This is a genomic window from Streptomyces sp. SDr-06 (assembly GCF_003324565.1).
Classification (GTDB): domain Bacteria; phylum Actinomycetota; class Actinomycetes; order Streptomycetales; family Streptomycetaceae; genus Streptomyces.
Genome location: NZ_QOLA01000045.1, coordinates 1 through 22,642 on the forward strand (window position 1 = coordinate 1; position 22,642 = coordinate 22,642).

Here is a 22,642-nt window from a genome sequence, read left to right on the forward strand (position 1 = left end):
GTCCGTGTCGCCCAACGTGTCCTCGCGATGGCCGCCGCGATCTGGCGAAACCACAAGACTGGCGCCCCGACTCTCCGGTCGCTCATCGCATTCGATCACTGAACACATCGGACTCATTCGTCTAGGTGAAGTCGTCGAGATAGCTGCGTGCCGCCTCGGTGAACTCGTCGACGGCCCTCTTCAGCTCGGCTCGGGCCGCGTACGAGCGGTACTGGTCGACGACCAGGCGGCCGTCCTCGTCGCGTGTGCAGTCGTCCCACCGGTACTCGTCGAGCCTGCGCTCGACATCGGCTTGGGACGTGATCCCTTCCCACGAGGTGTAAGGAGAACCGGCGCTGCGCAAAAGGCCGGTCAGCTCGATGGCCTGCTGCACGATGGCCCCGGCGCGCTCGCTGAGGTGGTGCGGCCCGGCGAGCTGGACGACCGAAGCCGTGCGCTGTACCTCGTCGAAGTCCAACAGCGGCCTGATGACCGCGCGCAGTTCCTCGATCCTGCGCTGGTCGTAGTGGTCACCGAAGCGGCCCGGGCCGGTGCGCCGGCTGTTCTTGTCGAGCAGCGCGCACGCTTCGCACGCGGGTCCCACGCGTATGACGAACGTGCGGCACTCCGCGGTGAACTCGGCGTACGCGGTGTCCTGTGCCGATCGGCGGGCCAGGTCGATCGCGGTCCGCCGCGACGAGCGGACGCTGTAGAGGCTGACGCCCGCCGCCACGGCCGCGACAACGGACGTCACGGACGACGTGACGAGCGCAGCAACGACGGGCGGTTCCATACAGCGATCATCCAGCACAACGAGGTCTCACCCAACGCTCTTGCTCTATATGATCTGTTATGACTGGATTATGGTTCCACTGGTAGTTTCACGTGGAATGGTGGGGGTCTGATGGCGTTCACCTGGAGTGAGCGTGACCTGAAGCTGGTGCTGCACTCGGAGGGGCCCCGGTCGTGCGGCTCGTGGAGCGCCTGACGACGAACACGCTCCACGCCTGCGAGGCGCCGACTCCGTGGGGGAATCTTGGGCCCCGGGTCAGCCGGTGGCCCGCCATTTACGGAGCTGCGGTCCCGGCCGCCGGTTTCAGGGTGACCCGCGCTAAGCTTGACTCTGTCTGGTTCTTGGAGTTGCCAGGGGGTCAAGTTCCCAGGGTTTGCCATGACTTCCGCCGCGGAAGTTCGTGCTCGTCGAGGTAGTTCTGGAAGGCAGTTGGCCGACGGTGCGTGGGGGTTTCCTCGGTCGGTGACAGTCCGCTGAGCCGCTCGATGTTGATGGCGATGGCCGTCAGCACGTGCTGGATGTGGGCCTTTCCCTGCCCTCGGTAGCCGCAGCGCCGTATGCCGTGTCCGTGGGCGAACTCGTTGACCGTGCCCTCCACCCCGGAGCGGATGGAATAGCGGGCCTTCCACTCGGGTGTCCGCTGCTCGGCGCGGACACGGAGTTGCAGGTCACGAAGGTCTCGTGGAAGAAAGCCCACGGTGCGGGGGCTGTCGGCGGTGCTGGTGCACTGGGTGCGGGACGGGCAGGGACGGCACTGGCTCTTGGTGAACCGGGCCACGATGAGTGGGGCCGCGGTGGGTGACGAGGGTGGGTAGGGGCCGTGCCAGCCCGCGCTGACCGGCCCCTGGGGGCAAGTGGCCTGCCGACGCTCGTAGTCGATGTGGAAGTCGTCCCGGGCGAAGCCCGCATTGTGGCGGTGTTGGCGGGTGGGGTTGCTCCGGAGCGGCCCTGAGACGGTGACCTGGTGTTCACGGGTGGCTTGTTCCAGGTGGGGCCGCGAGGTGTAGCCGCCGTCGACCAGGTGCTCGGCGGGCAGCAGCCCGCGACGCGACAGGCGGGTGTGGATGCCCGGCAGGACCTGGCTGTCGTGGGTGGTCGCTGCGATGGTGGCCACGTCCGTGATCACGTTGGGGCCGTCGGAAGCACAGGTCTCGGTCAGGTGAGCGGCGAATCCTTTCCATCTGATGACGTGTCCGTGCCGCGCGTAGCGAGCCGAGGTGTCATAGGGAGAGACGACCGCCCGGGACGAGGGCGGCAGCCCGGGCCCGTCTTCCTTCTCGGTGGTGCGGCAGCGCAGGTGCCCTGCAGCGTCACGCTGGTAATTCTGCACCCTGATCTGCCGCAGGGCCTGGACGCGAGGACCGGACGTGCGGTCCGCTCCGTGCCCGTAGAGGTGTTCCAGGAGCCGGACGGCGTCGTTTCCGGTGGCAAGGATCCTGGTCTTGGGTTTGGTGGGGTTCTTGCCCAGGCGGACCGGGCGGCCGTAACGGAGTCCCCAATCCGCAGTGCGCGCATCCCGTTCCGCGTCCCGGGGCCGGACGAACTGCCCGCACGGCTGCCGAGCGTGCTCCGGGTCATCTACCTCGTCTTCACCGAGGGCTACGCCGCCAGCTCAGGCAACCACCTCGTCCGCCCCGACCTGGCCGAGGAAGCCATCCGGCTCGCCCGGATCCCGCACCGGCTATACCCCGGAGAACGAGAAGCGACAGGGCTGCTCGCACTGCTCCTCCTCACTGACGCCCGGCAGGCGGCCAGGGTCGACGCCGGGGGAGGCCAGATACTGCTCGAAGTCCAGGACCGCGCCGTTTGGGACGCCTATCTCATCGCCGAAGGCCACCGGCTCCTGGTGCCGGCCCTGAGCGGTCCCGGTGCGGGGCGTCCCCAGTGCAGGCGGCCATCGCGGCGCTGCACGACGCGGCGAGCGGCTTCGCGACGACCGAACGAGCCAGAGCCAGCCACGCTCGCCCGCACAACTTGCGGAACTCAACAACCGCTGACCAGGCTGACCGACACCGGCTCCGGCTGGCCGGTCAACCGCCCGACCGGCTGGTGCGAGCAGGTTGGTGACCTCGGCGATCGACGGGTGTCAGCACCCACGTAGCTCCCCACCCCGGCCTCCCTCGCCCATGCGCCGCACGGCATCAATACGACCGTGCATGTCGAGGGGCTTGCCGATCTCGAAGTGTGCGGACCGAGCCGGGCCGTCAAGGACGCCTCCGGCGTCGCCAACGCGATGAGCCGCGCTCATCCTTGACGGTCCACCTCACTCCTGAACCGCGGTTGGCTAACGGACGACCTGGGGAAGATCCGGCCTCTCCAAGGGACGACGGTGCACCTCGTCGCCGTCCGATAGCCGCCCTGCCCCAGCCGCCGTGCCGCTGCTGGGTTCCCTCTCGTGGCAGGACGGTCACTTGGCGAGGCAGTCAGCAGCCGTCAGCAGTACTTAATGATCGTCCCAGTGGTCTTCGTGACTGGCGTGGCGATGGCCGTCGTGAATGTAGTCGACGTGCTCGCCATGTGGAACAGCCACGTGTCCACAGCCCGCCCGGTGCTGGTGATCGTGACCCTGGTGCACGGTGTGACCCGCGGGCTCGCACTCGTCGGCATGTCCCTCGTGAACCCGGTGCAGATGCCCGTCGTGCGCATAGTCAACGTGGTCGGCATGGGGCACGGCCACATGGCCGCAACCACTGCCGTGCTCATGGGTGTGCCCGGTGTGCGGGACATGAAGGGCGGTCGTCATCTCGGCTCCCTCGCGTACGTTCTCCTCAGGCCCCCGCGGGTCCGAGTCTCCCTCTCGGAAGGGCGTCGATGCACGCCAGACATGGCTAGTCGGCCAAAATCACACCATGTCACGGTGCCCCACCCATAGATGCTCGATGTGGTGGACGGCCTCGTCCAGGAGCTGGGCAATATGGGTGTCGTACAGGCTGTACGCGATTCGGCGGCCGTCCCGATGGCCGACGGGGCAGCGGTCTTCCCGCCCCTTGGCTGCGTGGCCCGGATTCGTCTCGCGTGAGGAGATCGCGCCGGACATGTGGCCGTGTCGATGCCCGGCCATGAAATGGCGCCCGCCGGGGCCCAGTTGGGCGGGCCCGTTCTAGACTTTCTGCCTCGGCTGTTGTGCTCGACCAGGACAGGGGGAGCACTGTGGAATGGACGAAGGTGTGGCTCCAGGAGCCGGAGGAGCACGACTTCCCGGCGGCGGCCGACTACCTCGGCCTGCTGCTCGAAGCGGGCGAGGTGAAGCACATTGTCGATGCCCTGCGCGCGGCCCCCACTCAGACGAAGAAGGCGAAGGACATCATGCGGGCCTCGTCCCTGCCGCTGCTGCCCGCCGACAACGTCCACGTCAACCACAACATCCAGAAGGTCAAGTCCGGAAAGAAGCTCTCCCCTGTGCTCCTGGTCCGCGGGACTCCGCTGGTCATCGCCGACGGCTACCACCGGGTCTGTGCCGCTTACCACCTGACGGAAGACCTGATGGTGCCCTGCCGGATCACCGGCCGCTAGACCACCGCCCGACTCTCGGCAGAACCGCCGCCCCGAGTCGCCGGGCCCCGGGCTGCCGTCAGGTGGCGTCGGGGTCGCACACGTGGCGCGTGGGCGGGTTCGCTTGCGCCTCCTTGGCCAGGGACGGAGCCCCGCGCCGGACCGTCGCCCGTGTCGCGCACGGCAGCCGCGACCTCTTCCCGTTCGGGGCGCGGGTCGAAGGCGTTGCGGATCTCCTCCACCGCGGCGAGGCCGCCGCCGTCCGGCATGTGTTTGCGTACGAAGGTCTTCGGGTGGAGGTCCTCGAATTCGAAGTCCTCGAACGCCGGGGCCAGTTCGGAGCGCAGGTCCTGTCTGGCGCTGTCGGTGAAGGCTCGCACCTTACGCAGGACACCGGTCGCATTCCGCATGAACTCGGGCAGTTTCTCCGGCCCGAAGACGACATCGCGACGATGGCGATGGTGAGCAGTTTTATCGGGCCCACTTCGGTGAACCTCCGCTCACTCCTTGATCGGCAAAGCGCCCACACGCCGCGAGAGGGAACCATCGGTGCCGCAGTTCGTACTGTCAGCCGTAGCCGTGCAACCGCTGCGCGTGCGACCCGGTGGTATCGGGAGGTTCTGGCATGAGTGCAGAGTCCGGCGCGACGGCTGCCGTTCGGCATCGCGGCGGGAAAACGCAGGTGCCGCTGGTCGGCGATGGAGCGCTCGTACTGCCTCTTGCGCTTGTCGCATGTCGTCGGCGGCAAGGTGGCGTTCGTCGTCTTCGTCGTCCTCGTCGCCGCCGTCGGACATCTGGCCGCCCGGGAGCGCCTGACCGCAATCGTGGCGTCGGCAGAGGCGGCGGTAACAGGCGGCGGGGCCTTCGTTTTCCCCGTTCCGGCCGGGGCCTGGTGGGGTCGGCCGCCGCCACGGAGTCGCTCGAACTCCCCCTCATTGCGCCGCCGACCGGCGGATCTCCCGAGCGTCCTTAAGAACCGACGATCGGGTGCTCGGAGGTGAATCCGCCCTGCACTCTGCGGATTTCCAGTCCCGGGCAGCGCAACCGGGTCCGACACAGCGTGCGGTGCAGCGGAGCGGTGCTTCGGTCACGGCCTCCGGGGCAGCTCAACGACGCCTCGGTTCACAGTCGCTTTGCCATCCGGAAGGCGTGCGCGTAAAGGCCCGTGCCGTCGAGCAGCGACGCGCCGCCCTCGTCGCCCATGGTGGGGCCGTTGGCTGTCCTGCGGCTGGAGATGAAGCGGTGGTGTCCGGTCGAGTCGATGCCGAGGTAGATACCGACGTGGTCGATGCGCTGTCCCGCGTCGGGGGTCGCGTCGAAGAACACCAGGTCCCCGGGCTGGAGGGGACTCAAGTCGGTGGCTTGGCGGTGGGTGTTGGCGATGATGGCGACGCCGGGTCCGTCTTCGGCCATCATGACGGCCCGACGGGGTAGCGCCTGTCCCGTGGGCTGCTTGAACTCGAGAGGGTATCCCGAGCGGTATCCATACACCGTCCGGACGAAGCCGGAGCAGTCCAGTGAGCCGTAGAAGTCTTCCCTGGCTGCGCGATGGCGTCCGTTCGGATAGGTCCAGTCGATGCCCAGGTAGTCGTTGAAGTCGGCGGTCGCCTGCCGTACATCGTCGTCTCCCATCGGGCCGTAGGTGGCCGGGCCCGCGTAGCGGATGCCCTTGTCGTCGTGCCGGTCGGCCGTGCCCCGGACGTACTGGGCCGCTATGGCCAGTACGTCGGGCGCTTGGTGGGTCAGGGCGGTGGTGAACCAGCGCTTGAACCAGTCCTCGTGCTGCGCGCCCGAGTGCCAGGGGTGCGGCGCCAGGCGGACCACGGCGCTTGTGGTGACAGTGGCCGCGGTCGTGGCCGGCTCTGCGAAGGTGCGCTCCGCGCCGGTGAACACCACCGTGCGGGCGTCCTCGGTGAGGACCGCCACGGTCCTGCCGTCGGCGTCGCGGGCGATCGTGCGGCGGGTCCCTGCCAGACGTACGAAGTCTCGGCCGTCTTCGTCGTGCAGGACGACCGCCACGACGACCGCCACAAGTGCCAGGACCAGGACAATGGCCAGGAACGCCGGTCTGTGCCAGAGGTTCCGCAGCCGCCGGGTGGGGGCCTCTGCGTCGGCCGTCGTCGGCTGCACGGGGGGCGGTTGAGTCTTCGCCATCGTCATCCCGCCAGGTGGAGCAGGAGTCCGCTCGCCAGCACGGTGTACGTCAGTCCGGTGACGGCCGTCGTGGCCGTGGCGGTGGCCACGACCGGCTGTCGCAGGAACTGGTAGGCGATCAGGCCGGGGACGATGAAGCCCAGGGTCTGGTGCGTGAACAGCAGCGGGTACTCCTTGAGCAGGAAGAGGGAGAGGGTCGTCTGGAGGAACACGCTGAGCAGTACGACGCTGGCGAACAGCCGCTTTCCGAAGAGGATGACGACTTTCCTGGCGGCGGCCGCGGCGGCCCATGTGAGGCAGGTGACGGCGGCGATCAGCACGATCATGCGCCAGTCCTGAAGCAGGGTGACGGCCAGCCAGGCCGGGGTGATCATGCCGCCCGGAGACAGGTTGGTGACCAGGTAGCAACCGAGCCCGAAGAGCAGCCCGATGGCGAGGCCGAGTGTGGCGACCTCGCTCGACAGCGGAGCGTTCACCGGACGGCTCGCGGTGCCGGGGCGAGTGATTCCACGTGCTCAAGGAGCCGTTCCCCCTGGCCGTGAATGTTGCCGACCGCCACGAGCGAGGCCGTCCCGCTGACCTGCCCGGCGATGGCGCGCCAGATCTGGGCGGGGTCGCGCTGTGGTCCGCCGAGGTCCAGAATCCGTCCTGGCCAGTGCGCCGGGACGGCGTCCCGGGCAGATCTGGTCGGGTGCCCGATGAGCACCAGGGTGTCGGTGTTGAGTTCGCGCACGATGCGTCCCATCTGGCCGTTGCGTTCGATCCGGTCCGGGCGGCAGTTGATGAGCGTGATGAAGGGGGGCTTGATCTGCCCGGAATCCACCAGGTGGCGGAAGTTCATGACGGTGGACTCGGGGTCATTGGCGGCGAAGATGTTCGCCAGCCGCACGGTGCCTTCCTCAATCTCGTACTCCTCAACGGTGAGCACCCCGGGGTCGGGCGGAGCCGCGTACATCCCGCGCAGCGCCGACGCCCGGTCCACGCCCAGCCGGTCGGCTACCGACAGCGCGATCGCCACGTTCTCCTTGAAGGTGGTGTAGCGGAAACCCGCCATCTCCTCGTCCGAGACCGACTCGCCCTCCGCCACGACGAGTTCACAGCCGCGGCGAACGGCCTCCGTCTTTAGCAGCGCACGGCGGTCCCACTCGGCCGTCACACACACCCCGCCGTCCGGCATGGACCGCGACAACGACCGCGCCACGTCGTCCAACGTCGGGCCCATCTCGTCCAGATGGTCCTCGCGGACATTGCAGAGCACCCCGATCGTGGAGCGGATCAGCACCTTCTGGTTGATCTCCTGAAGCGCCGGCTGGACCGCCATGCACTCCATCACCAGGACGTCGGGGCGGACCGCGGCGGCCCGGCGGACGATGCCGATCTGCTCGACGACATTGGCGATGCCGAACTTGCGGTAAACCGGCTCCTCAGTGGCGTCTGGATGAATGAACCGAGCCGCCGTGCCGGTCGTCTTCGCCACCACCTTGAGGTGCCCACCGCGCAGCGCACCTGCGGTCAGGCGGGTGATGGAACTCTTGCCGCGAATGCCGTTGACCAGGATCCGTACCGGGATCCGTTCCAGGTTGCGCTCGTGGCGGCGCCGCTCGGCCACGCCCGCCAGGAAGAGCGTCAGCAAGGTGAGCGTGAAGACGGTGTACAGATAGAGGATCATCACGGCACCTTTCGGGACACAGCAGCGGGAACCCTCCGGTCATGCGTGCGTCTCGTCGCCGCCTCGGCCGCCATGCTGACGCGGATTCGCTCCAACGCCCGTGCCACCAGCCCCAGTTCGTCGTACCTGCGGACCTCCACGACGTCGCGCAGGTCACCGTCGGCCACGCGCTCCGCATCGCGCACCAGGCGGCGCAGCGGGCGCAGCCACATGACGTACAGCCAGCCGAAGAGCCCAAGGGTCACCACGGCCAACACCTGGGCAAGGAGCACGGCCTGGTCCCGGGCCCGGGTCTCGGGCAGCAAGACGGTACTGACACTGCGGGCGGTCACCACCCTCCACGACGGCGCGTGATTCTTCCCGCCGCCGGCTATCGGCGCCGCAGCGACGATCTCCCGGGTGGCCGCGCCGCCCCCGCCGAGCGACACCACCGGCTTGTCGGTACGCGCCGCCCGGCGCAGCTCCTCTCCCACGAGGGGCTGAAACGCCGTGAAGCCCGCCGTCGAAGCCAGTACTTCCCCTTTGGCGTCGACCACCCATGCCGTCGCCGGCTGGACGGCGTCGAAGGCGTTCCGCAGCTTGACGAGGTCGTACTCGGCGACGGCGATCGCCCGCTCGTTGTTGCCATAGCTGAACGGGGCGTACTGCACCACCACCGGGATCTTGTCGATGCGGACCGCGTCGCTGCTCCCGGCGCCCGTCGGACGTTCGGGAACCTGGTCCGGATGCGCGGCCGTCCCCGCCTGAGCGAGCACCCGCCGCTGCGCATCCAGGACGTACACACTGCGGTAGCGCCCGTAGCGTTTACGGAAGTGTGTGATCTGCTTGTCGAGCTTGGCCGGGTCGAGCCCCAAGGTGAGACCGTCCGCGAGCTGGGCGAGGTCCAGCTCACCGGCCCGCAGGGCGCGCCGCACATGTTGGGCCGCACCGGCGGTCGCGGCCCGCTGGCCGTCGAGGACGGCTGTGGGGACGGTGACGCCCCGTTCGAACCGGCCGCCTGCGGCCAGCACGGTCCCCGCGACCGTGAGCAGTGCCAGCAGACCGCATGTCCAAGGCAGCCATACCGAGGAGGCGAGCCTGCGTGTGCGGCCGGGGCGAGATGCGGCCATCCCGCTCACCTGGCCACCCCTGATCGCGAGTCGGGTATGTTCCGGACACAAGGCAGCACTTGTCAATCCCTCCCCGTTTCACCGACGTTGAGCCTTTCGGCCTGCTGGGATGATCTCGGGACGTTCCTGAGGTTTTGATGAGGCGGAGCCGACTATCCTGACGGCCGTGCGCATACTGGTGGTCGAGGACGAGAGTGATCTGCGGTTCGCGGTGGTCGCGGCACTGCGCAATGACGGACTGGCCGTCGACGGAGTCCCGGACCTGCCCGCCGCGGACGAGGCCCTGTTCGTCACCCGCTACGACTGCGTGGTGTTCGACCGGATGCTGCCGTCCGGCGACGCCGTCGGCTACGTACACCGCCTTCGTCAGGCAGGCCGGACAGTACCCGTACTGTTCCTCACGGCCCGCGACACGGTCGCTGACCGGGTCGCGGGGTTCGCCGTCGGCGGCGACGACTATCTCGTCAAGCCTTTCGCGATGCCCGAGTTGGTGGCGCGCGTGCACTCGCTGTGCCGACGCGCGGAGGTGGTGCGCGCGCCGGTCCACCAAGTCGCCGACCTGGAGATCGACACCGCGCGACGCCAGGTCCGCCGCCGCGGGGTGCTCCTGGTGCTGACCCGCAAGGAATTCGCCGTCCTTGAGCTCCTGGCGACCCGCTTGGACCAGGCGGTGCCCCGGGGCGAACTCATCGAGCGCTGCTGGGACGAGATGGCCGAGCCGAACTCGAACGTCGTCGAGGTGCTGGTCTCCCAGCTGCGCCGCAAACTCGGTGACCCGCTGGTCATTCACACGGTCCGGGGTGTGGGGTACCAGCTGGCCTCGACCGGCAGCGGCGGATGACGGCCGAAGCCCGTATCCGCAACCTCCGTTGGCGACTCACCGCACTGTTCACCCTGACCAGCCTCGTCGGCCTGGTCGGGCTCGCGGTGTTCGCCCTTCGCAGCGACACCGCCGCCGCACACCGCCAACTCGAAGCCACCATGAACCTGCAGGCCGACCACGCCATCAGCCTGATCGACTACGACGACAACCGCCGACTCGACCTCCAGCCCCTGATCGACACCATGGACAGCGACTGCCCGCCCCTGACCGTGCTGTCCGGCCCGGCCGACCACTTGACCGTGGCCCGCACGCCGCCTCGGCCATGCGTCGCCCTCGCACCCGATGACGTCCGTGCGGTCGCTTCCACTGCGCTGCGCCACGGTTCGGAGGCCTGGGCCGACTCGCGAACGCCGGACGGGGACCCGGTGCGGCTGCTCGCCACGCTTTACCCGGGGCCGAACGACCGATCCTGGGGCGGAGCACTGGTCACCGCCGTCGACACCGCCGACAGCGAATCCGAACACCGCCATCTGGTAACGCTCCTGACCGTGGGCTGCGCGGTCCTGGTGTCCCTCTCCGCCATCGCCGGGCATCTGCTGTCGGGCAGGGCGATCCGCCCGGCGTTGACCGCGCTACGCCAGCAGGAGGCGTTCCTCGCGGACGCTGCCCACGATCTGCGTACCCCCGCCGCTTCCCTGCGCGCCCTCGCGGAGACAGCCCGCCACGACGACACCCTGCGCGGCGAGGCGCTGGATCGCACGGTACGCCTGGCGACCCGCATGAGCGACCTCATCGACGGGCTGCTCACCCGTGCCAGGCTCATCGCCGGCGTCGCCACCGTCACCCGCGAGCCCCTCCGCCTCGACCAACTCGTCGAGGCAGTGGTCGACGACACCGCCACCCATGGCCACCAGGTCACGGTCGTGGCCCGGCCGACCGTGGTGGAGGCCGATCCCGAACTGCTGCGCCGAGCGGTCACCAACGTGCTCAACAACGCGCTCGCCCATGGCCACGCGCCCGGGCAAGGAGCCGAAGTCGAACTCACCGTCTCGCCGGAGGGCACCGTCACCATCGACGACGCGGGCCCGGGAATCCCTCCCTCCCTGGCCGGCTCACTGTTCGAACGCTTCCACAGCACCTCCGGCTCGACCGGCCTGGGGCTGTCCATCGCCTCTTGGGTCGCCCACACCCATGGCGGCACACTGACCGTCGAGACCAGCCCACGCGGTGGTGCCCGCTTCGTCCTCCGCCTCCCTGGCCACACCAAGCACCGCTTGTGAGAGCACCATCGAGGCCCTCTGCCTGCCGCGTCCGCCTCTCCTGCTTTACAACCCCAAGATGCCTCTCGGTGACCGAGAGAACGGCACACGCGGACCTGCGCTTCACCCACAGTGCGCCTTCGTCGCGACACCACGGCCCGCACGCAACCATCACCTGTGAACGAGCGGCCCTTGCCGCGGCCCGACCCGGCAGGTGGAGCCGGCTTTAACTGCTGCGCACCGCCTGGCCCGCGAGGAAAACCGGCCCGGGCCAGACCTGCCCCTTCGGCCTTGGGCGCTGTGAATGGGCATTTGATCCAGGCGTATTGCCTTCTATGTCCCATTAGGTCCCTCGCCAGGTTGGTGCGGTCTGGTCCGTTATCCGCTTGGTGAGGTTGCCGAACGACGCGATGTGGATCACGGCTTTGGAGCTGGCGGGTAGGGTTTCGTAATCGCGGGATAAGTGGCGGTGCAACATGAGCCAACCGAGGCTTCGTTCCACTACCCAGCGCCTTTTGGCCACGTGAAATCCGCGAACTCCGGGGTTTCTGTTGACGACTTCGACGCCGATTCCAAGACTTGCTCCGTGTTCGACGACAGCACTCTTGAAGCCGGTGTCGACCCAGGCTTTGGAGACGGTGTAGAGGTCTCGATGCTCTGGGTGTCGACGACGGAGGCGGCGGGCTCGGGTTTGCGTCCCTCTTTTGCGCGGGCGAGGCCGGTGAGACCGTAGTTGAGCTGGGCGAGGATTCCTCAGTCGCGCCAGGCGGCGGAGTAGAAGTAGACGGTGCCGTGGCCCGGGAAGTCGTGCGGGAGGTATTTCCAGGGGATTCCGGTGCGGTTGATGTAGAAGAGTACGTTGAACACGTCGCGGAGGTCGACCTTGGCCGGTGGGCCGGCGGTCGAGCCGGGCTTTCTCCAGGCCGTCAATGTCGGCTCGATCAAGGCCCATCGGGCGTCGGACAGGTCGCTGGGGTACGGCTTGCGCTGGCTCACGGGGTAGCGTGATCATGAACGTGGTGGACGGATTCGTTCCGCTGCTGCTGGGCGTTTCTGCCCCATCCAAATCAGACGGACTTCGTGCACGAGAAGCGGAGCAAACGGCCAGGTCGGCAGCTCAGCGGACATGAAGACGCACACATGGGCCACATGCCTCAAGAACGGCAACCGCGAAGTTCGCTTAGCAGCACAAGCCATGCCTGAATGCCCACTAAGTGGGCGTTCAGGGAAGGTTTCTGACGCTAAATCCCCTTGCGGGCGGGGTCTTTTACGGTGATTCGCGGCTTATAGCCTGTTCATGGCTTTCGGCGCATCGACCTGGCTGACCGTTTAGTTCGCATATGACACCTAGATTCCGACTGGTTTAGGAATGCGTGGAGGCTCCCTGTTTGCAGGAGGCCTCCACGCATTTCAGGCCGCGCGCATTGGGGATGAATCCCGCTAAAACGGTCAGCACTAATCAACATCAAATGCCCACTAAGGTTCTCGTAGCGGACCTTCCCGGTCGGCACCCCTCTAATATGCGAGTCTCACTGTCAAGCCACCGGTTGTACTGAGAAGCCGTTGAGCGACTGAAAACGCGGGGACTGGCCTCACCTCAGCAGGTCGCGCCACCGGGCCGCCGACTCCAATGCGTCCAGGCTGATCCGCTCCAGGAACGCCCCACTCTTCGCCAACCGCGCTCCGGCAGGCGTGTCGAGGCCCATCTGCTCCGCGTACTGGACCGCGACCTGTGCCGCATGAAGCGTCTGCTCCGCGCCGGCCACGGTCGACTGGAACCAGGCGTCGTTGTCGACCACGTACACGTCCCGGCGTCCCTGGGCCTCGCGCCGGATCAGCTCCTGGCGGATCAGATACCCGACCGCCGCCGAGACCGATGCCGGGCTGACTCCCAGCTCCCGGGTCAGCTCGGTGGCTGTGAGCCTGCCGTCCGTACTCAGCCACAGTGCGATCAGGACCCTGGCCATCATCTTCGGCAGCCCAGTGCCCACCGCCAGCTCCACCGCCTGTTCCTGGGCGTCCGTGTGCCCGGCGGCGGGCGTGCGCCCGGCACTCGGCGTGCGGCGGCGTGCCCGTCGCTCCGTCGCCTGGTGCGCGAGTTCGGCGCGATAGCCGGCCGGACCGCCGTTGCGGCCGATCTCCCGAGTGACCGTCGACGTGGTCCGGCCGAGGCGCCGCGCGATCTCGGCGTAGGAGAGCCCCTCGACGAGTCCGGCGGCGATGCGGTGGCGGTCCTGCTGGGTCAGTCTTCCTCCTGGCATGGCCGCAGTCTTGCATTCGGCGACATCTGTTGCAATGCAGATGTTGCATTCGGCGACATCGTCAATGCATCAAAATAGGGCCATTGAACTGCGGATATGTGGATCTTTTCGTAGACACTTTCTCTGAACGCAACGTAGCTTTCAGCCCGTGCTGAACAAAAATGCCATCATCTCCGCCACTGGACTGCGCAAGTCCTACGGCGCCCACCTCGTCTTGGACAGCGTCGGCCTCACTGTCGCGCAGGGCACGATCTTCGCCCTGCTCGGCCCCAACGGCGCCGGCAAGACCACGATCGTCCAGATCCTGTCCACCCTGATCAAGGCCGACGCTGGCGAGATCCGCGTGGCCTGCCACGACCTGGCCCGGGACCCCGACGCGGTGCGCGCCGAGATCGGCGTCACCGGCCAGTTCTCCGCAGTGGACGACCTGCTCACCGGCCAGGAGAACCTGCGCCTCATGGCCGACCTGCTGCACGTCGGCCGCTCGCGGCGCCGCCGGACCGTGCAGGCGCTGCTCGAACGCTTCGACCTCGCGGCCGTCGCCCGCAAACCCGTCGCCAGCTATTCCGGAGGCTTGCGCCGCCGCCTGGACCTTGCCATGACGATGGTCGGCGCGCCCCGGCTGATCTTCCTCGACGAACCGACCACCGGCTTGGACCCGCGCAGCCGCCGCGAATTGTGGCGCACCGTGCGGGACTTGGTCGAGAACGACGGTGTCACCGTCTTCCTGACCACCCAGTACCTGGAGGAGGCCGACCAGCTCGCCGACCGCGTGGCCCTCCTCAGTGAGGGAAGGCTCGTCGCCGAGGGGACGCCTGACGAACTCAAGCGCCTGATTCCCGGCGGCCACATCGCCGTGCGCTTCGCCGACGACGCCGAACTCACCGTCCAGATCCCGGACGGCGGCGTGGCCGAGGCACTAAGGGCCGTTGTGGGCCAGTTGGACGCGATCGACGCAGAGGTGGCGGGGATGACGGTGCACACCCCGGGCCTCGACGACGTCTTCCTCGCCCTGACCAAGTCCTCCTCGCGCTGACCGACGACACCAGCTCCACCAACGACATCGCTGTGAAGGAACCTGCCTGATGAAAGCCGTCGCCGACTCCGCGACCATGCTGCGCCGCCAGCTCAAACACGTCCGCCGCTACCCGACACCGCTGCTGACCTACACGGCCGTCCCGGTGATCATCCTGCTGCTGTTCGTCTACGTCCTCGGCGGCACCATGGGCGCCGGCATCGGCGGCGGCCGCGCCGCCTACGCCGGCTACCTCACGCCCGGCATCATGGCCACGACCATCGCCGGCGCCGCCCAGGGCACCGCCATCGCCGTCGCGATGGACATGACCGGCGGGATCGTCGCCCGGTTCAAGACCATGGCCATCGCGCGCGTCTCCGTCCTCACCGGACACGTGCTCGGCGCCCTGGTGCAGAACTTCCTCGCGCTCACCGCGGTCACCGCCGCCGCCCTCGCGATCGGCTTCCGGCCCGCCGCCACCGCCCTGGACTGGCTCGGTGTCATCGGCATCCTGGCCATGTTCACCTTCGCCATCACCTGGCTGTCCGTCGCGCTCGCCCTGATCGCCCGCAACGTCGCCACCGCCAGCAACCTGCCCATGCCCTTGCTGATCCTGCCGTTCCTCGGCAGCGGCGTGGTGCCCACCGCGTCGATGCCGACGCCGCTGCGCTGGTTCGCCGAACACCAGCCGTTCACCCCGGTCATCGAGACCCTGCGCAAGCTGCTCGCCGCCCAGCCGGCCGGCACCGACCTCGCGAAGGCCGTCGCATGGAGCGCGGTGATCGCGCTCGCCGGCTACCTGCTGGCGCGCAAGCTCTACAACCGCTGAGACTGAGCATCGGTGAGGCGGGGGGTGAGGCAGTGCCCGACGCGGTCCGCCCCGGGCCCCAGAGGGGATCAGGACGCTTCTCCGTCCAGTCGGCTGACAAGTCCATCGAAGATATGCTCGCGGGCGACCTGACCCTTGGCTGCCGCATCGTCCCGCTGACGCTCGAGGGTGGGGCGGAATCCGATGGTGGTGACGAAGAACGTGCAGGACTCGCAGATCGATCCGAAGGGGCAGTCCATCTCGACGGGACGCGCGCAGCAGCCGTTGCCGAGCATCCGGCGGTGCATCTCGCGGCGAAGCTCGGCCATCTCCGTTCCCTCCGCGTCGGCCGGAATCCGCGTCTTCTCCGGTCCGGCGTGAAGAGCGCCAGGCCGAGCAGTGGTCCAGGGTCACCACGACGCCTCACCGCTCAACGCTTGCAAAGGCGTCCGACAAGAGCACGGCATGCACGTCGTGATCGTCCCCCTTACTGGCGGTCAGCCTGCCACCGTCGTGTCTACCTGGACCCTGTCATCCTCCGAGTTGTTCACCGCCGATGTGGTCTACGACCTCACCGACTTCGGCCAGGAGCCGCTGTCCGCGGTAGCGGCCATCCGGGAAGCGGCCTGGGCGCTGGGAGCGGCCAACCGCGTCGCGCACCACGTCACCAACATCGTCGTAACTACTGGGCGGACGGCCGGGTACAGGTCCGTTCCAAGGGGCTGGGCATCAAGGCGGACGGCTCCTGCGGCTTCGTCTCCTACGACGACACCGTGCGAACAACCGACGGCTGGCGGATCAGCCATTGCACGCACTCGCCGAGACGAACTTCCTTACGGGGATGGCAAAGCCTGGCTGAACAGGACGTTCCCCTGGCCCGAACCCACAAGGACGACACTGCACAGCCATGCGATGCCGAGCACGACGTCGGGGACGCCACCGCCTTTGAGACGGCAGTCGCGCAGGACCTTCACCGGCGGCCCAGCAGAACAACTGGCCGAAGCGATGCTTACCCCTCGCCCCGATCACTCTTGACCCGCCGTCTCCTCCGCACCATCGTCAGGCAACGCGGCCGTCCCACGAGCAACAGAGGCCGTCGGGCGGCGGCCAGGCCCCCCGAAACAGCCCGCAGCTATTTCGTTTTCTGCGCGCCCAGGGCGCTGAGCTGCCCCTATGAGGTTTCGTTTTCCGGACTGCACTAGACGTCGCAGCGTAGGAAACTAGAGGCAACCCCTTGATCGAGGGAGCCGGCACTGCCCGTGGTCGGCGATCGGCAGCGCTGGCGGGCGCACGGAGCGCGCGGGAGTCGCACCGTGCATCCGCCCCCTCGATCGGCCGTCCCGTCGCCCTGTCGCTCAACGAGCCGACGGGACGGCCGCAGCGGGCGCGGCCTCGTCAGAGGCTGGGCCCCCGTCCTGCTTCTCATGTCCTCACCGAACGACAGGCCGTGCTCCACAGTCCGGTTACGCCCAGGGCCTGAACATCACCTGACACTCGCTATCTCCGTGTACACGAGGTGTGCGGGTGCGGCACGTGCGGTCAGCGGACGGGAAGCGGCGGATGTTCACCCCGCAGGGTCTGAACGGGAGTGAGCCCGAATTCCTGGCGGTAGAGCAAGGAGAATCGAGCCGGTGTCGAAAATCCCCACCTCGCGGCCACACTCGTCACCGTCACCGGTCCGCCTGGACTCGCGACGCGGAGTTCGTCGCTGGCTTGATGCAGCCGGACCTGTTGCAGATAGCGCATCAGAGTCGTGTTCAGGTAACGGCGGAAGGCCAGTTGGACCATACGGACACTGGTCCGGGTGGCACGGTCGATGTCCGCGACACTCACGTCGTTCTGGGGGTTCGCTTCGATGAACGCCACCGCCCGGCGCAACGTGGCCGGGTGGGCGTCCCGGCGATCCGCGATCCCCGTATCGCCCATGGCGGTGTTCGGGAACGTCTCCAGGGTCGCCGCGGCCACCAGACGCGACACCTGCGCCGTGAACAGGTCACTCTTGAGGGCCAGGGGGCTGGTGACCAAATCGCGGGCCACAGCGAGCGTACGGGCCCACCGTCCGCCGACCACACCGGACACCGGGTGAGAAGCCAGGATCCGCACGGGCCCGGGCTCGGTGGAGGCGTTCTGCGCGACCTCGTGCAGCAGGCCAGGTTCGAGGACCGCGAAATCAATCACGGCATCAGCGACCGCTCCGCCCAGACATGCGTCGGGCTGATTCAGCACAAAGACATCACCCGGCGGGACGCGTACCTCCTCCGGCCCTGTCCGAAACAGCGCCCGGCCACCGCGCATGTGCCCGATGAACCAACGCCCTAACGGGAGATCCGAGGTGAACTCGTACTGGAGTTGAAGCGTCATCCGCTCCAACCGAGCCTGTCCCACCAAGTCTTGCACAATCCGCAGCAAGGGGTGCGCAGTGGGTGACTTCATCCGCACAGAACTGTACTGTCACGCACGACCGCGTGGGCAGTGTCCAAGTCCATGGCTTCGAAGGTTACGCTCATGACGCCGCACTCCGTCCCCTCTGACGAGAAGCGCCTGGGTTGACACCCCTTACCGTGCCACCAGACGTTGGCCATGCACAGACGGCGTTGGCCACAGCGGGGCACCGGTCCCGAAGCTGCACTGCGTACAGACAAGTACGCGTACGGCCGCCGAGGACCGTACGAGCAGGTGAGGACGCCGGCCCTCGAAGCCAGGCCGTGCGACTGGTGACAGCACACCGGCCCCCGACACCACGCTGTCGGCACCCATCGAGTAGCCGGTACCCTCCACGATCATCGGCATCCAGCTCCGCACGGTCACCGCCTCGTTCCGACCGCGGCCTTCCAGCCCGGCGGGCTCGTCGAAACCTCAACAGCCGCTTAATCCCGCGCCACACGGTGACGCTGATCTGCCGCACCATGGCCGAGGAAGGCTCACCCCGCGAGGTCGGCCACCGGGAACGCAGGGGGCCACTGGCCATGCCCAGGGGAGCGCCCGGTTCCCTGGGGCCCGCTTTCGTGACAGGATCCGTACTCTTCAGTAACTTCGTGAGTGCGAGGAAGCGTCTTTATGGCCCGGGTCTTCACGGTGAGCAGCAGCATCGTCGTCGGCGTCTCGTCCGACACCGCCTACCGGGCCGTGAGTTGTCCGTCCGCGATGGGGCGGTGGAGTCCGGAGAATCTCGGCACGACGCTTCCGGTCGAAGCAGGGTCGGCAGAGGTCGGGACGCAGTTTGTCGGGCGCAATAAGCGGGGGCTGGTGCGCTGGGTGACCCGGTGCACGGTCACCGCGGCAGACCCCGGCAGCCGGTTCGCGTTTCGGGTCCACGCCATCGGACTCCGCAGACCTCGTGTGCGGGGTCGGATCGCCACCTGGGAATACCGCTTCGAGACGACCGAGGACGGCACGAGGATCACGGAGACGTGGACCGATGACCGGACCGCGTGGCCCGACCTCGCAGCGGGCGTCTTCGACCGTGCCGTCACCGGAGGGAGTGCATTCGCCACTTTTCAGCTGCGCAACATCAGGACGACGCTGCGGAATCTGAAACGTGAGCTGGAGTCGAGTATGGGGTGAACGAGCCCGGGGCTGTCGGCACATCCTGGTGCTGCACCTCCGTGCCATCGCACGGTCTGCTCCCGCCGTCTCGCTAATACACCCTGGACAAGGGCCGCCGCCTCACCCTCCTGATGGCCACGCTCTCCCGTGACCAGGAGCTCTGTATGGTCAAGTCGCCGCTGCGTTGGGCTGTTCGTACGACCTGATTCGCAGATGCGTGCCGACGGCGGGAGTGCCCCCTGTCGTAAGGGCTGCCGCCGCGCCCAGTGGCCTGAATGCCAAGGTTGCGAAAGAGCCTGTCCCCCGCGATCGTTGACGCTCCCGTCGCCATGGCCCGTGCCACCTGGTCTGTCGTCGTGCCCCGCACACAGGGCCTGCGCTCGTCTCAGGGCGTGCCCGCGCCCGTGACGTCGCCTCGGCGCGGAAGCGAGTTCTTGCACGCGCGGCGCCCCGGCGACCAGGGGGACGACAGGCACCGTGCGGATGTCACTTGCGGGGCGAGATCGGGGTGCTCGTGCAGTGCCGCTGAGAACGCTTTCTGCCCGATCGGCGCAAGTGGCTGGAGGCGGGGCTTCGCAGCCATGCAGGTCATGTGCCTCGCCGGCTCGGACGAGGCACCGCTCGTACAGATGACCTCCCTGTCTGACACCCCTCCGCCGCCCTGAGGGCAACGAACACAGGGAAGTTGCTGATGGTGCCACCGGGCAGGCGTGGCCGGCGCAGGGTGGCACGAGCCTCGAAGGAGGAGCTCATGGTGACGAAAGCGTCAGATGGCCTGCCCGAGGCCTTGGGTCTCCTGGCCGTCGGTATCGAGGAGCTTGATGACCATGTCCGTCGTCATCTGGGCCGGCTGCTGGCGGCGCCCTTCTCGGTGCGCACCATCCAGGTTCTCAAGGATCCGGTCAGTCTTGAGATGGCCGGGACGGGACTGGTGTCCGTTGCGGTGGCGTTGGAGGTGGAAGTGACCGTCGTCGCCCCGCAGAAGGTGGGGTGGATTCGGGGTGCCTTCACCATGGCGATCTGGAGGTGGCCGGACGGGACGCAGCGCCAGCGGACATGGTTCGAGCCGACTCAGCCCTTGCAGCACGCCGCGCTGGCATTGAGCCATCGCCTGCATGACCCGCACCGCGCGCCGACTGGCCCGTGAGCCACCACCGGAACTGCTGGAGTGCACTGCAGACATCCCGGTCGTCCCCGGCCCGGCGGCCTCGGGCCGCTGTACCCGGACAGCAGACCGGCGTGGGCCGGGCCTTCTGGGTCGAGGGCCCGGCTTCACGTGCCTGGCGGTCAGGAGGGGGGCATGAGGACGCTGTCGATGATGTAGACGGTCGCGTTGGCGGTGGGGACGTTGCCGCACACGACGTTGGCGCTGCCGTTGACCTTGTAGGACGAAGCGGAGCCGGATGCGGTGAGGGTGGCACCCTCGAGGGACTTGAAGCTGCCCTTGGACAGCTGGCTGGGTGTGATCTTCTGTCCCACCACGTGGTAGGTGAGGATCTTGGTGAGCGTGGCCTTGTCGTTCATCGCCTTGTCGAGGGTGTTCTTCGGGATCTTGCTGAACGCGTCGTTCGTGGGGGCGAAGACGGTGATGTTCTTCGCGTTGTTCAGCGTGTCGACGAGGCCTGCCTTCTTCACGGCGGCGACGAGGGTGGACAGGGCCGGGTTGTGGGACGCGGCGGTGGCGACGGGGTCCTTGGCCATGCCGTCGAAACTGCCGGCCCCCTGCTTGGGCACGCTGGCACAGGCCGGGCCGAAGGGGCCGGGCATGCTGTCCGCGGACGCCGCGAGCGGCAGAGCGAGGGAGAGAGGGAACGCTACGGCGACGGCACCGATGAGCGCCGAGCGCCGGATCCGGTTGCTGTTCATGACGTGTTCCTCCAGGTTCGCGGCACAAGCCGCCCCCTTCGGAAGGAGGCGCCGGGAACCGGTAGGCCCTTCGGGCGCCCGGTGCCGGGACGGGCGAGCCGTGGCTCGGGTTCCGTCACATGCCGCACAGGGGATTCGGCACACCCCCGGGGGCCGGATTGGCGGCTTTCAGGATTTCTGCCGGTTTTCTTCCTCTGGAGGATGCAGAACGCAGGGCGGCCCCGTGGCTCCTGTGGGCTGGACGCCGCTCTGCGCGGCTGATCTTCGCGTGCGACGTTGCGGCTGCTGCGCCGCATACGGGCGGAACAGCCGACTACAGGGGCGCGGGCGTCACCCGGGGTGCCATCCGCCTGCCCGGGGCGATCGCACGGCCGGCGCAGCATCCCGGCCGCAGGGCAACCCGCTGCGGATCGCCCGAGACGTGCGGCTGATGCTCCGTGCAGCTCGCCCCCAATCCGCCGGAGGAACGCCTACGAATCAAAGGCGGACGGGGATTGCCGCCGCATCCGTGGGTGAGGGGGTCCGGCAACATCCCCGCCATTCGTCCACAGGACGCAGGTGAGATGAGGCGAGCACGATGGCAACGATCACACTTCACGGCCGCAGGCTGCGGTGGCGTCACGTCATGCTGGACGAGCATCTGCCGGTCGATCATCGCCTCAGCCAGATCTACCGAGCCGGCGCGGCGGGTGGGGGCCTCTTCCTCATCGTCTTCGGCGTACTGGGTCTGATGCACTGGATCGGGTTTTTCGCCACGGGCGCCCACCGGGTGCTGGGCCTGAACGGCAACGGTGCCCTCAGTGTCGCCTCGTTGATCGTCGGCGGCGTGCTGCTGGCAGCAGCCGGCATCGGTGGAAACACGGCGTCCAGCATCACCATGCTCTTCGGTGTCGCCTTCCTTGTTGTCGGCTTCGCCGGGCTGGCCGCCCTGGACACCCGGTTCAACTTCCTCGCATTCCGGATACAGAACGTGCTGTTCAGCTTCCTCGTAGGCCTGCTGCTGGTGACGTTCGGCATGTATGGCCGAGTCAGCGGCTCCCTGCCCCACGACAACCCCTACTGGCAATCGCGCCACCCCGGGCCGTAGACGCAGAATGTCCGCCTGGATCGGCTGGTGACCAACCCAGGCGGAGAGCTGCCCGTCAGCCGGTCCGGAAGCGGGCGAGGTGGCGCGTGAGGGTACCGGTGTTCTGGAACGTGGCGCCGAGCAGGGCGATGTGCTTCCAGTGAAGGGTGCCGTCGGGGGCGATGATGAACACAGCGCGGCGTACTCCGATGCCGGGAGCAGTGATGCCGAGGGAGTGGGCCACCACCCGGTCGGTGTCGGACAGCAGGGGCATTCTGAGACCGTGCTTGCGGGCGAACGCCTCGTGACTGTCGAGGTTCTGGGGGCTGATCGCCCAGATTTCGGTGCCGGTCTCGGCGAGCGCGTCCAGGTCGTTGGAGTAGGAGCACAGCTGCTTGGTGCAGACGGCTGTGTCATCGAGGGGGTAGAAGGCGAGGACGAGGGGGTGGCGCCGCTCCGCGCGCAGCCAGTACTCCCCGCGGTGGAATCCACCGTCCGGGGTCAGCACGCCGCCGGGCAGGGTGAAGTCGTCCACGAGCTCGCCCTTGCGAGGTGAGAGGGTCACCAGTGGTCCTCCAAATCGAGGGTGGGCCGGAGCGTGCGGGCCGCCCGTCCTGAACGGCCCGCACGCTCCGGCTCTGACCGGTCACGGCCTGGATGGCCGGGTGCGCACTCCTACTTGGGCATGAGGACCGTGTCGATGATGTAGACGGTGGCGTTGGCGGTGGGGACGTTGCCGCAGACCACGTTCGCACTGTCGTTGACCTTGTAGGAGGTGCCCGAACCGGACGTGGTGAGCTTG

General features: G+C 67.9%; 24 protein-coding genes and 2 pseudogenes. 9 read left to right on the forward strand and 17 right to left on the reverse strand.

From position 1 onward, the window contains the following. Nucleotides 1-121 precede the first annotated feature (121 nt). Complete coding sequence (locus DT019_RS38240) at nucleotides 122-772, reverse strand: hypothetical protein (protein WP_114041609.1); 651 nt, start codon at nucleotides 770-772, stop codon at nucleotides 122-124. 358 nt (nucleotides 773-1,130) lie between these two features. Further along, on the reverse strand, nucleotides 1,131-1,886 hold the full coding sequence (locus DT019_RS38245) for a transposase (protein ID WP_223279977.1): 756 nt from the start codon (nucleotides 1,884-1,886) through the stop codon (nucleotides 1,131-1,133). Between the two features lie 267 nt (nucleotides 1,887-2,153). On the opposite strand from DT019_RS38245, the gene DT019_RS40995 reads away from it, so the two are divergent. Next, nucleotides 2,154-2,873, forward strand: a complete 720-nt coding sequence (locus DT019_RS40995; RefSeq protein ID WP_147267416.1) for a DUF6596 domain-containing protein — start codon at nucleotides 2,154-2,156, stop codon at nucleotides 2,871-2,873. A 342-nt stretch (nucleotides 2,874-3,215) separates the two neighbouring features. Here DT019_RS40995 and DT019_RS40635 read toward each other — a convergent pair whose 3' ends face one another. Both DT019_RS40635 and DT019_RS41000 read right to left on the reverse strand, forming a co-directional pair. Then, complete coding sequence (locus tag DT019_RS40635) at nucleotides 3,216-3,515, reverse strand: hypothetical protein (RefSeq protein WP_114041610.1); 300 nt, start codon at nucleotides 3,513-3,515, stop codon at nucleotides 3,216-3,218. Nucleotides 3,516-3,614: 99 nt separating this feature from the next. After that, on the reverse strand, nucleotides 3,615-3,833 hold the full coding sequence (locus DT019_RS41000) for a hypothetical protein (RefSeq protein ID WP_317617859.1): 219 nt from the start codon (nucleotides 3,831-3,833) through the stop codon (nucleotides 3,615-3,617). Nucleotides 3,834-3,922: 89 nt separating this feature from the next. Between DT019_RS41000 and DT019_RS38260 the strand changes: the two genes are divergently transcribed. Next, nucleotides 3,923-4,285: a hypothetical protein gene (locus DT019_RS38260; protein WP_114041611.1), complete on the forward strand. Its 363-nt coding sequence runs from the start codon at nucleotides 3,923-3,925 to the stop codon at nucleotides 4,283-4,285. On the opposite strand, the gene DT019_RS38265 is transcribed toward DT019_RS38260, so the two are convergent. The 5 genes from DT019_RS38265 to DT019_RS38285 form a co-directional block, all read right to left on the reverse strand. Next, complete coding sequence (locus tag DT019_RS38265) at nucleotides 4,282-4,674, reverse strand: hypothetical protein (protein ID WP_114041612.1); 393 nt, start codon at nucleotides 4,672-4,674, stop codon at nucleotides 4,282-4,284. The genes DT019_RS38260 and DT019_RS38265 overlap by 4 nt on opposite strands. A gap of 712 nt (nucleotides 4,675-5,386) precedes the next feature. Next, entirely contained in the window at nucleotides 5,387-6,394 is a 1,008-nt protein-coding gene (locus tag DT019_RS38270) for a C40 family peptidase (protein ID WP_147267417.1), read from the reverse strand. Nucleotides 6,395-6,420: 26 nt separating this feature from the next. After that, on the reverse strand, nucleotides 6,421-6,894 hold the full coding sequence (locus DT019_RS38275) for a poly-gamma-glutamate biosynthesis protein PgsC/CapC (protein ID WP_114041614.1): 474 nt from the start codon (nucleotides 6,892-6,894) through the stop codon (nucleotides 6,421-6,423). Next, complete coding sequence (gene pgsB, locus DT019_RS38280) at nucleotides 6,891-8,087, reverse strand: poly-gamma-glutamate synthase PgsB (RefSeq protein ID WP_223279978.1); 1,197 nt, start codon at nucleotides 8,085-8,087, stop codon at nucleotides 6,891-6,893. The genes DT019_RS38275 and pgsB overlap by 4 nt, the downstream gene beginning before the upstream one ends. Next, on the reverse strand, nucleotides 8,087-9,196 hold the full coding sequence (locus DT019_RS38285; RefSeq protein WP_147267418.1) for a HAMP domain-containing protein: 1,110 nt from the start codon (nucleotides 9,194-9,196) through the stop codon (nucleotides 8,087-8,089). Before DT019_RS38285 ends, pgsB begins: the two co-directional genes overlap by 1 nt. 172 nt (nucleotides 9,197-9,368) lie before the next feature. Between DT019_RS38285 and DT019_RS38290 the strand changes: the two genes are divergently transcribed. Both DT019_RS38290 and DT019_RS38295 read left to right on the forward strand, forming a co-directional pair. Next, on the forward strand, nucleotides 9,369-10,037 hold the full coding sequence (locus DT019_RS38290) for a response regulator transcription factor (RefSeq protein ID WP_114041628.1): 669 nt from the start codon (nucleotides 9,369-9,371) through the stop codon (nucleotides 10,035-10,037). Next, nucleotides 10,034-11,299 (forward strand): sensor histidine kinase, encoded by a 1,266-nt coding sequence (locus DT019_RS38295; protein ID WP_114041616.1) that lies wholly within the window; start codon nucleotides 10,034-10,036, stop codon nucleotides 11,297-11,299. Before DT019_RS38290 ends, DT019_RS38295 begins: the two co-directional genes overlap by 4 nt. A 322-nt stretch (nucleotides 11,300-11,621) precedes the next feature. Here the strand turns inward: DT019_RS38295 and DT019_RS38300 are convergent. The 3 genes and pseudogenes from DT019_RS38300 to DT019_RS41205 form a co-directional block, all read right to left on the reverse strand. Then, nucleotides 11,622-12,274 (reverse strand): annotated as a pseudogene (locus tag DT019_RS38300) (transposase). Nucleotides 12,275-12,870: 596 nt separating this feature from the next. Continuing rightward, nucleotides 12,871-13,248, reverse strand: coding sequence for a GbsR/MarR family transcriptional regulator (locus DT019_RS41200; RefSeq protein ID WP_411292777.1), 378 nt, complete (start codon nucleotides 13,246-13,248; stop codon nucleotides 12,871-12,873). A 153-nt stretch (nucleotides 13,249-13,401) separates the two neighbouring features. Then, a pseudogene (locus tag DT019_RS41205) lies at nucleotides 13,402-13,539 on the reverse strand (helix-turn-helix domain-containing protein); the annotation flags it as partial. Nucleotides 13,540-13,687: 148 nt separating this feature from the next. On the opposite strand from DT019_RS41205, the gene DT019_RS38310 reads away from it, so the two are divergent. Beyond that, nucleotides 13,688-14,575, forward strand: a complete 888-nt coding sequence (locus tag DT019_RS38310; protein WP_114041618.1) for an ATP-binding cassette domain-containing protein — start codon at nucleotides 13,688-13,690, stop codon at nucleotides 14,573-14,575. A 49-nt stretch (nucleotides 14,576-14,624) separates the two neighbouring features. Next, nucleotides 14,625-15,383 (forward strand): ABC transporter permease, encoded by a 759-nt coding sequence (locus tag DT019_RS38315; RefSeq protein ID WP_114041619.1) that lies wholly within the window; start codon nucleotides 14,625-14,627, stop codon nucleotides 15,381-15,383. A 68-nt stretch (nucleotides 15,384-15,451) separates the two neighbouring features. Here DT019_RS38315 and DT019_RS38320 read toward each other — a convergent pair whose 3' ends face one another. Next, nucleotides 15,452-15,691 (reverse strand): hypothetical protein, encoded by a 240-nt coding sequence (locus tag DT019_RS38320; RefSeq protein ID WP_114041620.1) that lies wholly within the window; start codon nucleotides 15,689-15,691, stop codon nucleotides 15,452-15,454. 1,210 nt (nucleotides 15,692-16,901) lie between these two features. Then, a complete protein-coding gene (locus DT019_RS38330) occupies nucleotides 16,902-17,723 on the reverse strand; it encodes a helix-turn-helix transcriptional regulator (RefSeq protein WP_189390308.1) in 822 nt (273 codons plus the stop codon). Between the two features lie 696 nt (nucleotides 17,724-18,419). On the opposite strand from DT019_RS38330, the gene DT019_RS38335 reads away from it, so the two are divergent. Then, nucleotides 18,420-18,926, forward strand: a complete 507-nt coding sequence (locus DT019_RS38335) for an SRPBCC family protein (protein ID WP_114041622.1) — start codon at nucleotides 18,420-18,422, stop codon at nucleotides 18,924-18,926. Nucleotides 18,927-19,659: 733 nt separating this feature from the next. After that, nucleotides 19,660-20,055 carry a hypothetical protein gene (locus DT019_RS38340; protein ID WP_114041623.1) on the forward strand — a complete coding sequence of 132 codons (396 nt, stop codon included), beginning with the start codon at nucleotides 19,660-19,662 and terminating at the stop codon, nucleotides 20,053-20,055. A 140-nt stretch (nucleotides 20,056-20,195) separates the two neighbouring features. On the opposite strand, the gene DT019_RS38345 is transcribed toward DT019_RS38340, so the two are convergent. After that, a complete protein-coding gene (locus DT019_RS38345) occupies nucleotides 20,196-20,774 on the reverse strand; it encodes a fasciclin domain-containing protein (RefSeq protein WP_114041624.1) in 579 nt (192 codons plus the stop codon). Between the two features lie 625 nt (nucleotides 20,775-21,399). On the opposite strand from DT019_RS38345, the gene DT019_RS38350 reads away from it, so the two are divergent. Next, nucleotides 21,400-21,861 (forward strand): DUF4383 domain-containing protein, encoded by a 462-nt coding sequence (locus DT019_RS38350; protein WP_317617860.1) that lies wholly within the window; start codon nucleotides 21,400-21,402, stop codon nucleotides 21,859-21,861. A 55-nt stretch (nucleotides 21,862-21,916) separates the two neighbouring features. Here the strand turns inward: DT019_RS38350 and DT019_RS38355 are convergent, their stop codons facing one another. Together DT019_RS38355 and DT019_RS38360 are read right to left on the reverse strand one after the other, a co-directional pair. Further along, a complete protein-coding gene (locus tag DT019_RS38355; protein WP_114041626.1) occupies nucleotides 21,917-22,405 on the reverse strand; it encodes a peroxiredoxin in 489 nt (162 codons plus the stop codon). 110 nt (nucleotides 22,406-22,515) lie between these two features. Next, nucleotides 22,516-22,642: fasciclin domain-containing protein (locus tag DT019_RS38360; RefSeq protein ID WP_189390217.1), on the reverse strand; the 127-nt coding region annotated here is incomplete at its 5' end.

What these genes read in the sequence shown, in the direction of transcription:
- DT019_RS38240 (WP_114041609.1), bottom strand. Translation starts at nt 772, where the DNA reads ATGGAACCGCCCGTCGTTGCTGCGCTCGTCACGTCGTCCGTGACGTCC.
- DT019_RS40635 (WP_114041610.1), bottom strand. Translation starts at nt 3,515, where the DNA reads ATGACGACCGCCCTTCATGTCCCGCACACCGGGCACACCCATGAGCAC.
- DT019_RS41000 (WP_317617859.1), bottom strand. Translation starts at nt 3,833, where the DNA reads ATGGCCGGGCATCGACACGGCCACATGTCCGGCGCGATCTCCTCACGC.
- DT019_RS38265 (WP_114041612.1), bottom strand. Translation starts at nt 4,674, where the DNA reads ATGCGGAATGCGACCGGTGTCCTGCGTAAGGTGCGAGCCTTCACCGAC.
- pgsB (WP_223279978.1), bottom strand. Translation starts at nt 8,087, where the DNA reads ATGATCCTCTATCTGTACACCGTCTTCACGCTCACCTTGCTGACGCTC.
- DT019_RS38285 (WP_147267418.1), bottom strand. Translation starts at nt 9,196, where the DNA reads ATGGCCGCATCTCGCCCCGGCCGCACACGCAGGCTCGCCTCCTCGGTA.
- DT019_RS38295 (WP_114041616.1), top strand. Translation starts at nt 10,034, where the DNA reads ATGACGGCCGAAGCCCGTATCCGCAACCTCCGTTGGCGACTCACCGCA.
- DT019_RS41200 (WP_411292777.1), bottom strand. Translation starts at nt 13,248, where the DNA reads ATGATGGCCAGGGTCCTGATCGCACTGTGGCTGAGTACGGACGGCAGG.
- DT019_RS38315 (WP_114041619.1), top strand. Translation starts at nt 14,625, where the DNA reads ATGAAAGCCGTCGCCGACTCCGCGACCATGCTGCGCCGCCAGCTCAAA.
- DT019_RS38320 (WP_114041620.1), bottom strand. Translation starts at nt 15,691, where the DNA reads ATGGCCGAGCTTCGCCGCGAGATGCACCGCCGGATGCTCGGCAACGGC.
- DT019_RS38330 (WP_189390308.1), bottom strand. Translation starts at nt 17,723, where the DNA reads ATGACGCTTCAACTCCAGTACGAGTTCACCTCGGATCTCCCGTTAGGG.
- DT019_RS38335 (WP_114041622.1), top strand. Translation starts at nt 18,420, where the DNA reads ATGGCCCGGGTCTTCACGGTGAGCAGCAGCATCGTCGTCGGCGTCTCG.
- DT019_RS38340 (WP_114041623.1), top strand. Translation starts at nt 19,660, where the DNA reads ATGGTGACGAAAGCGTCAGATGGCCTGCCCGAGGCCTTGGGTCTCCTG.
- DT019_RS38345 (WP_114041624.1), bottom strand. Translation starts at nt 20,774, where the DNA reads ATGAACAGCAACCGGATCCGGCGCTCGGCGCTCATCGGTGCCGTCGCC.
- DT019_RS38350 (WP_317617860.1), top strand. Translation starts at nt 21,400, where the DNA reads ATGCTGGACGAGCATCTGCCGGTCGATCATCGCCTCAGCCAGATCTAC.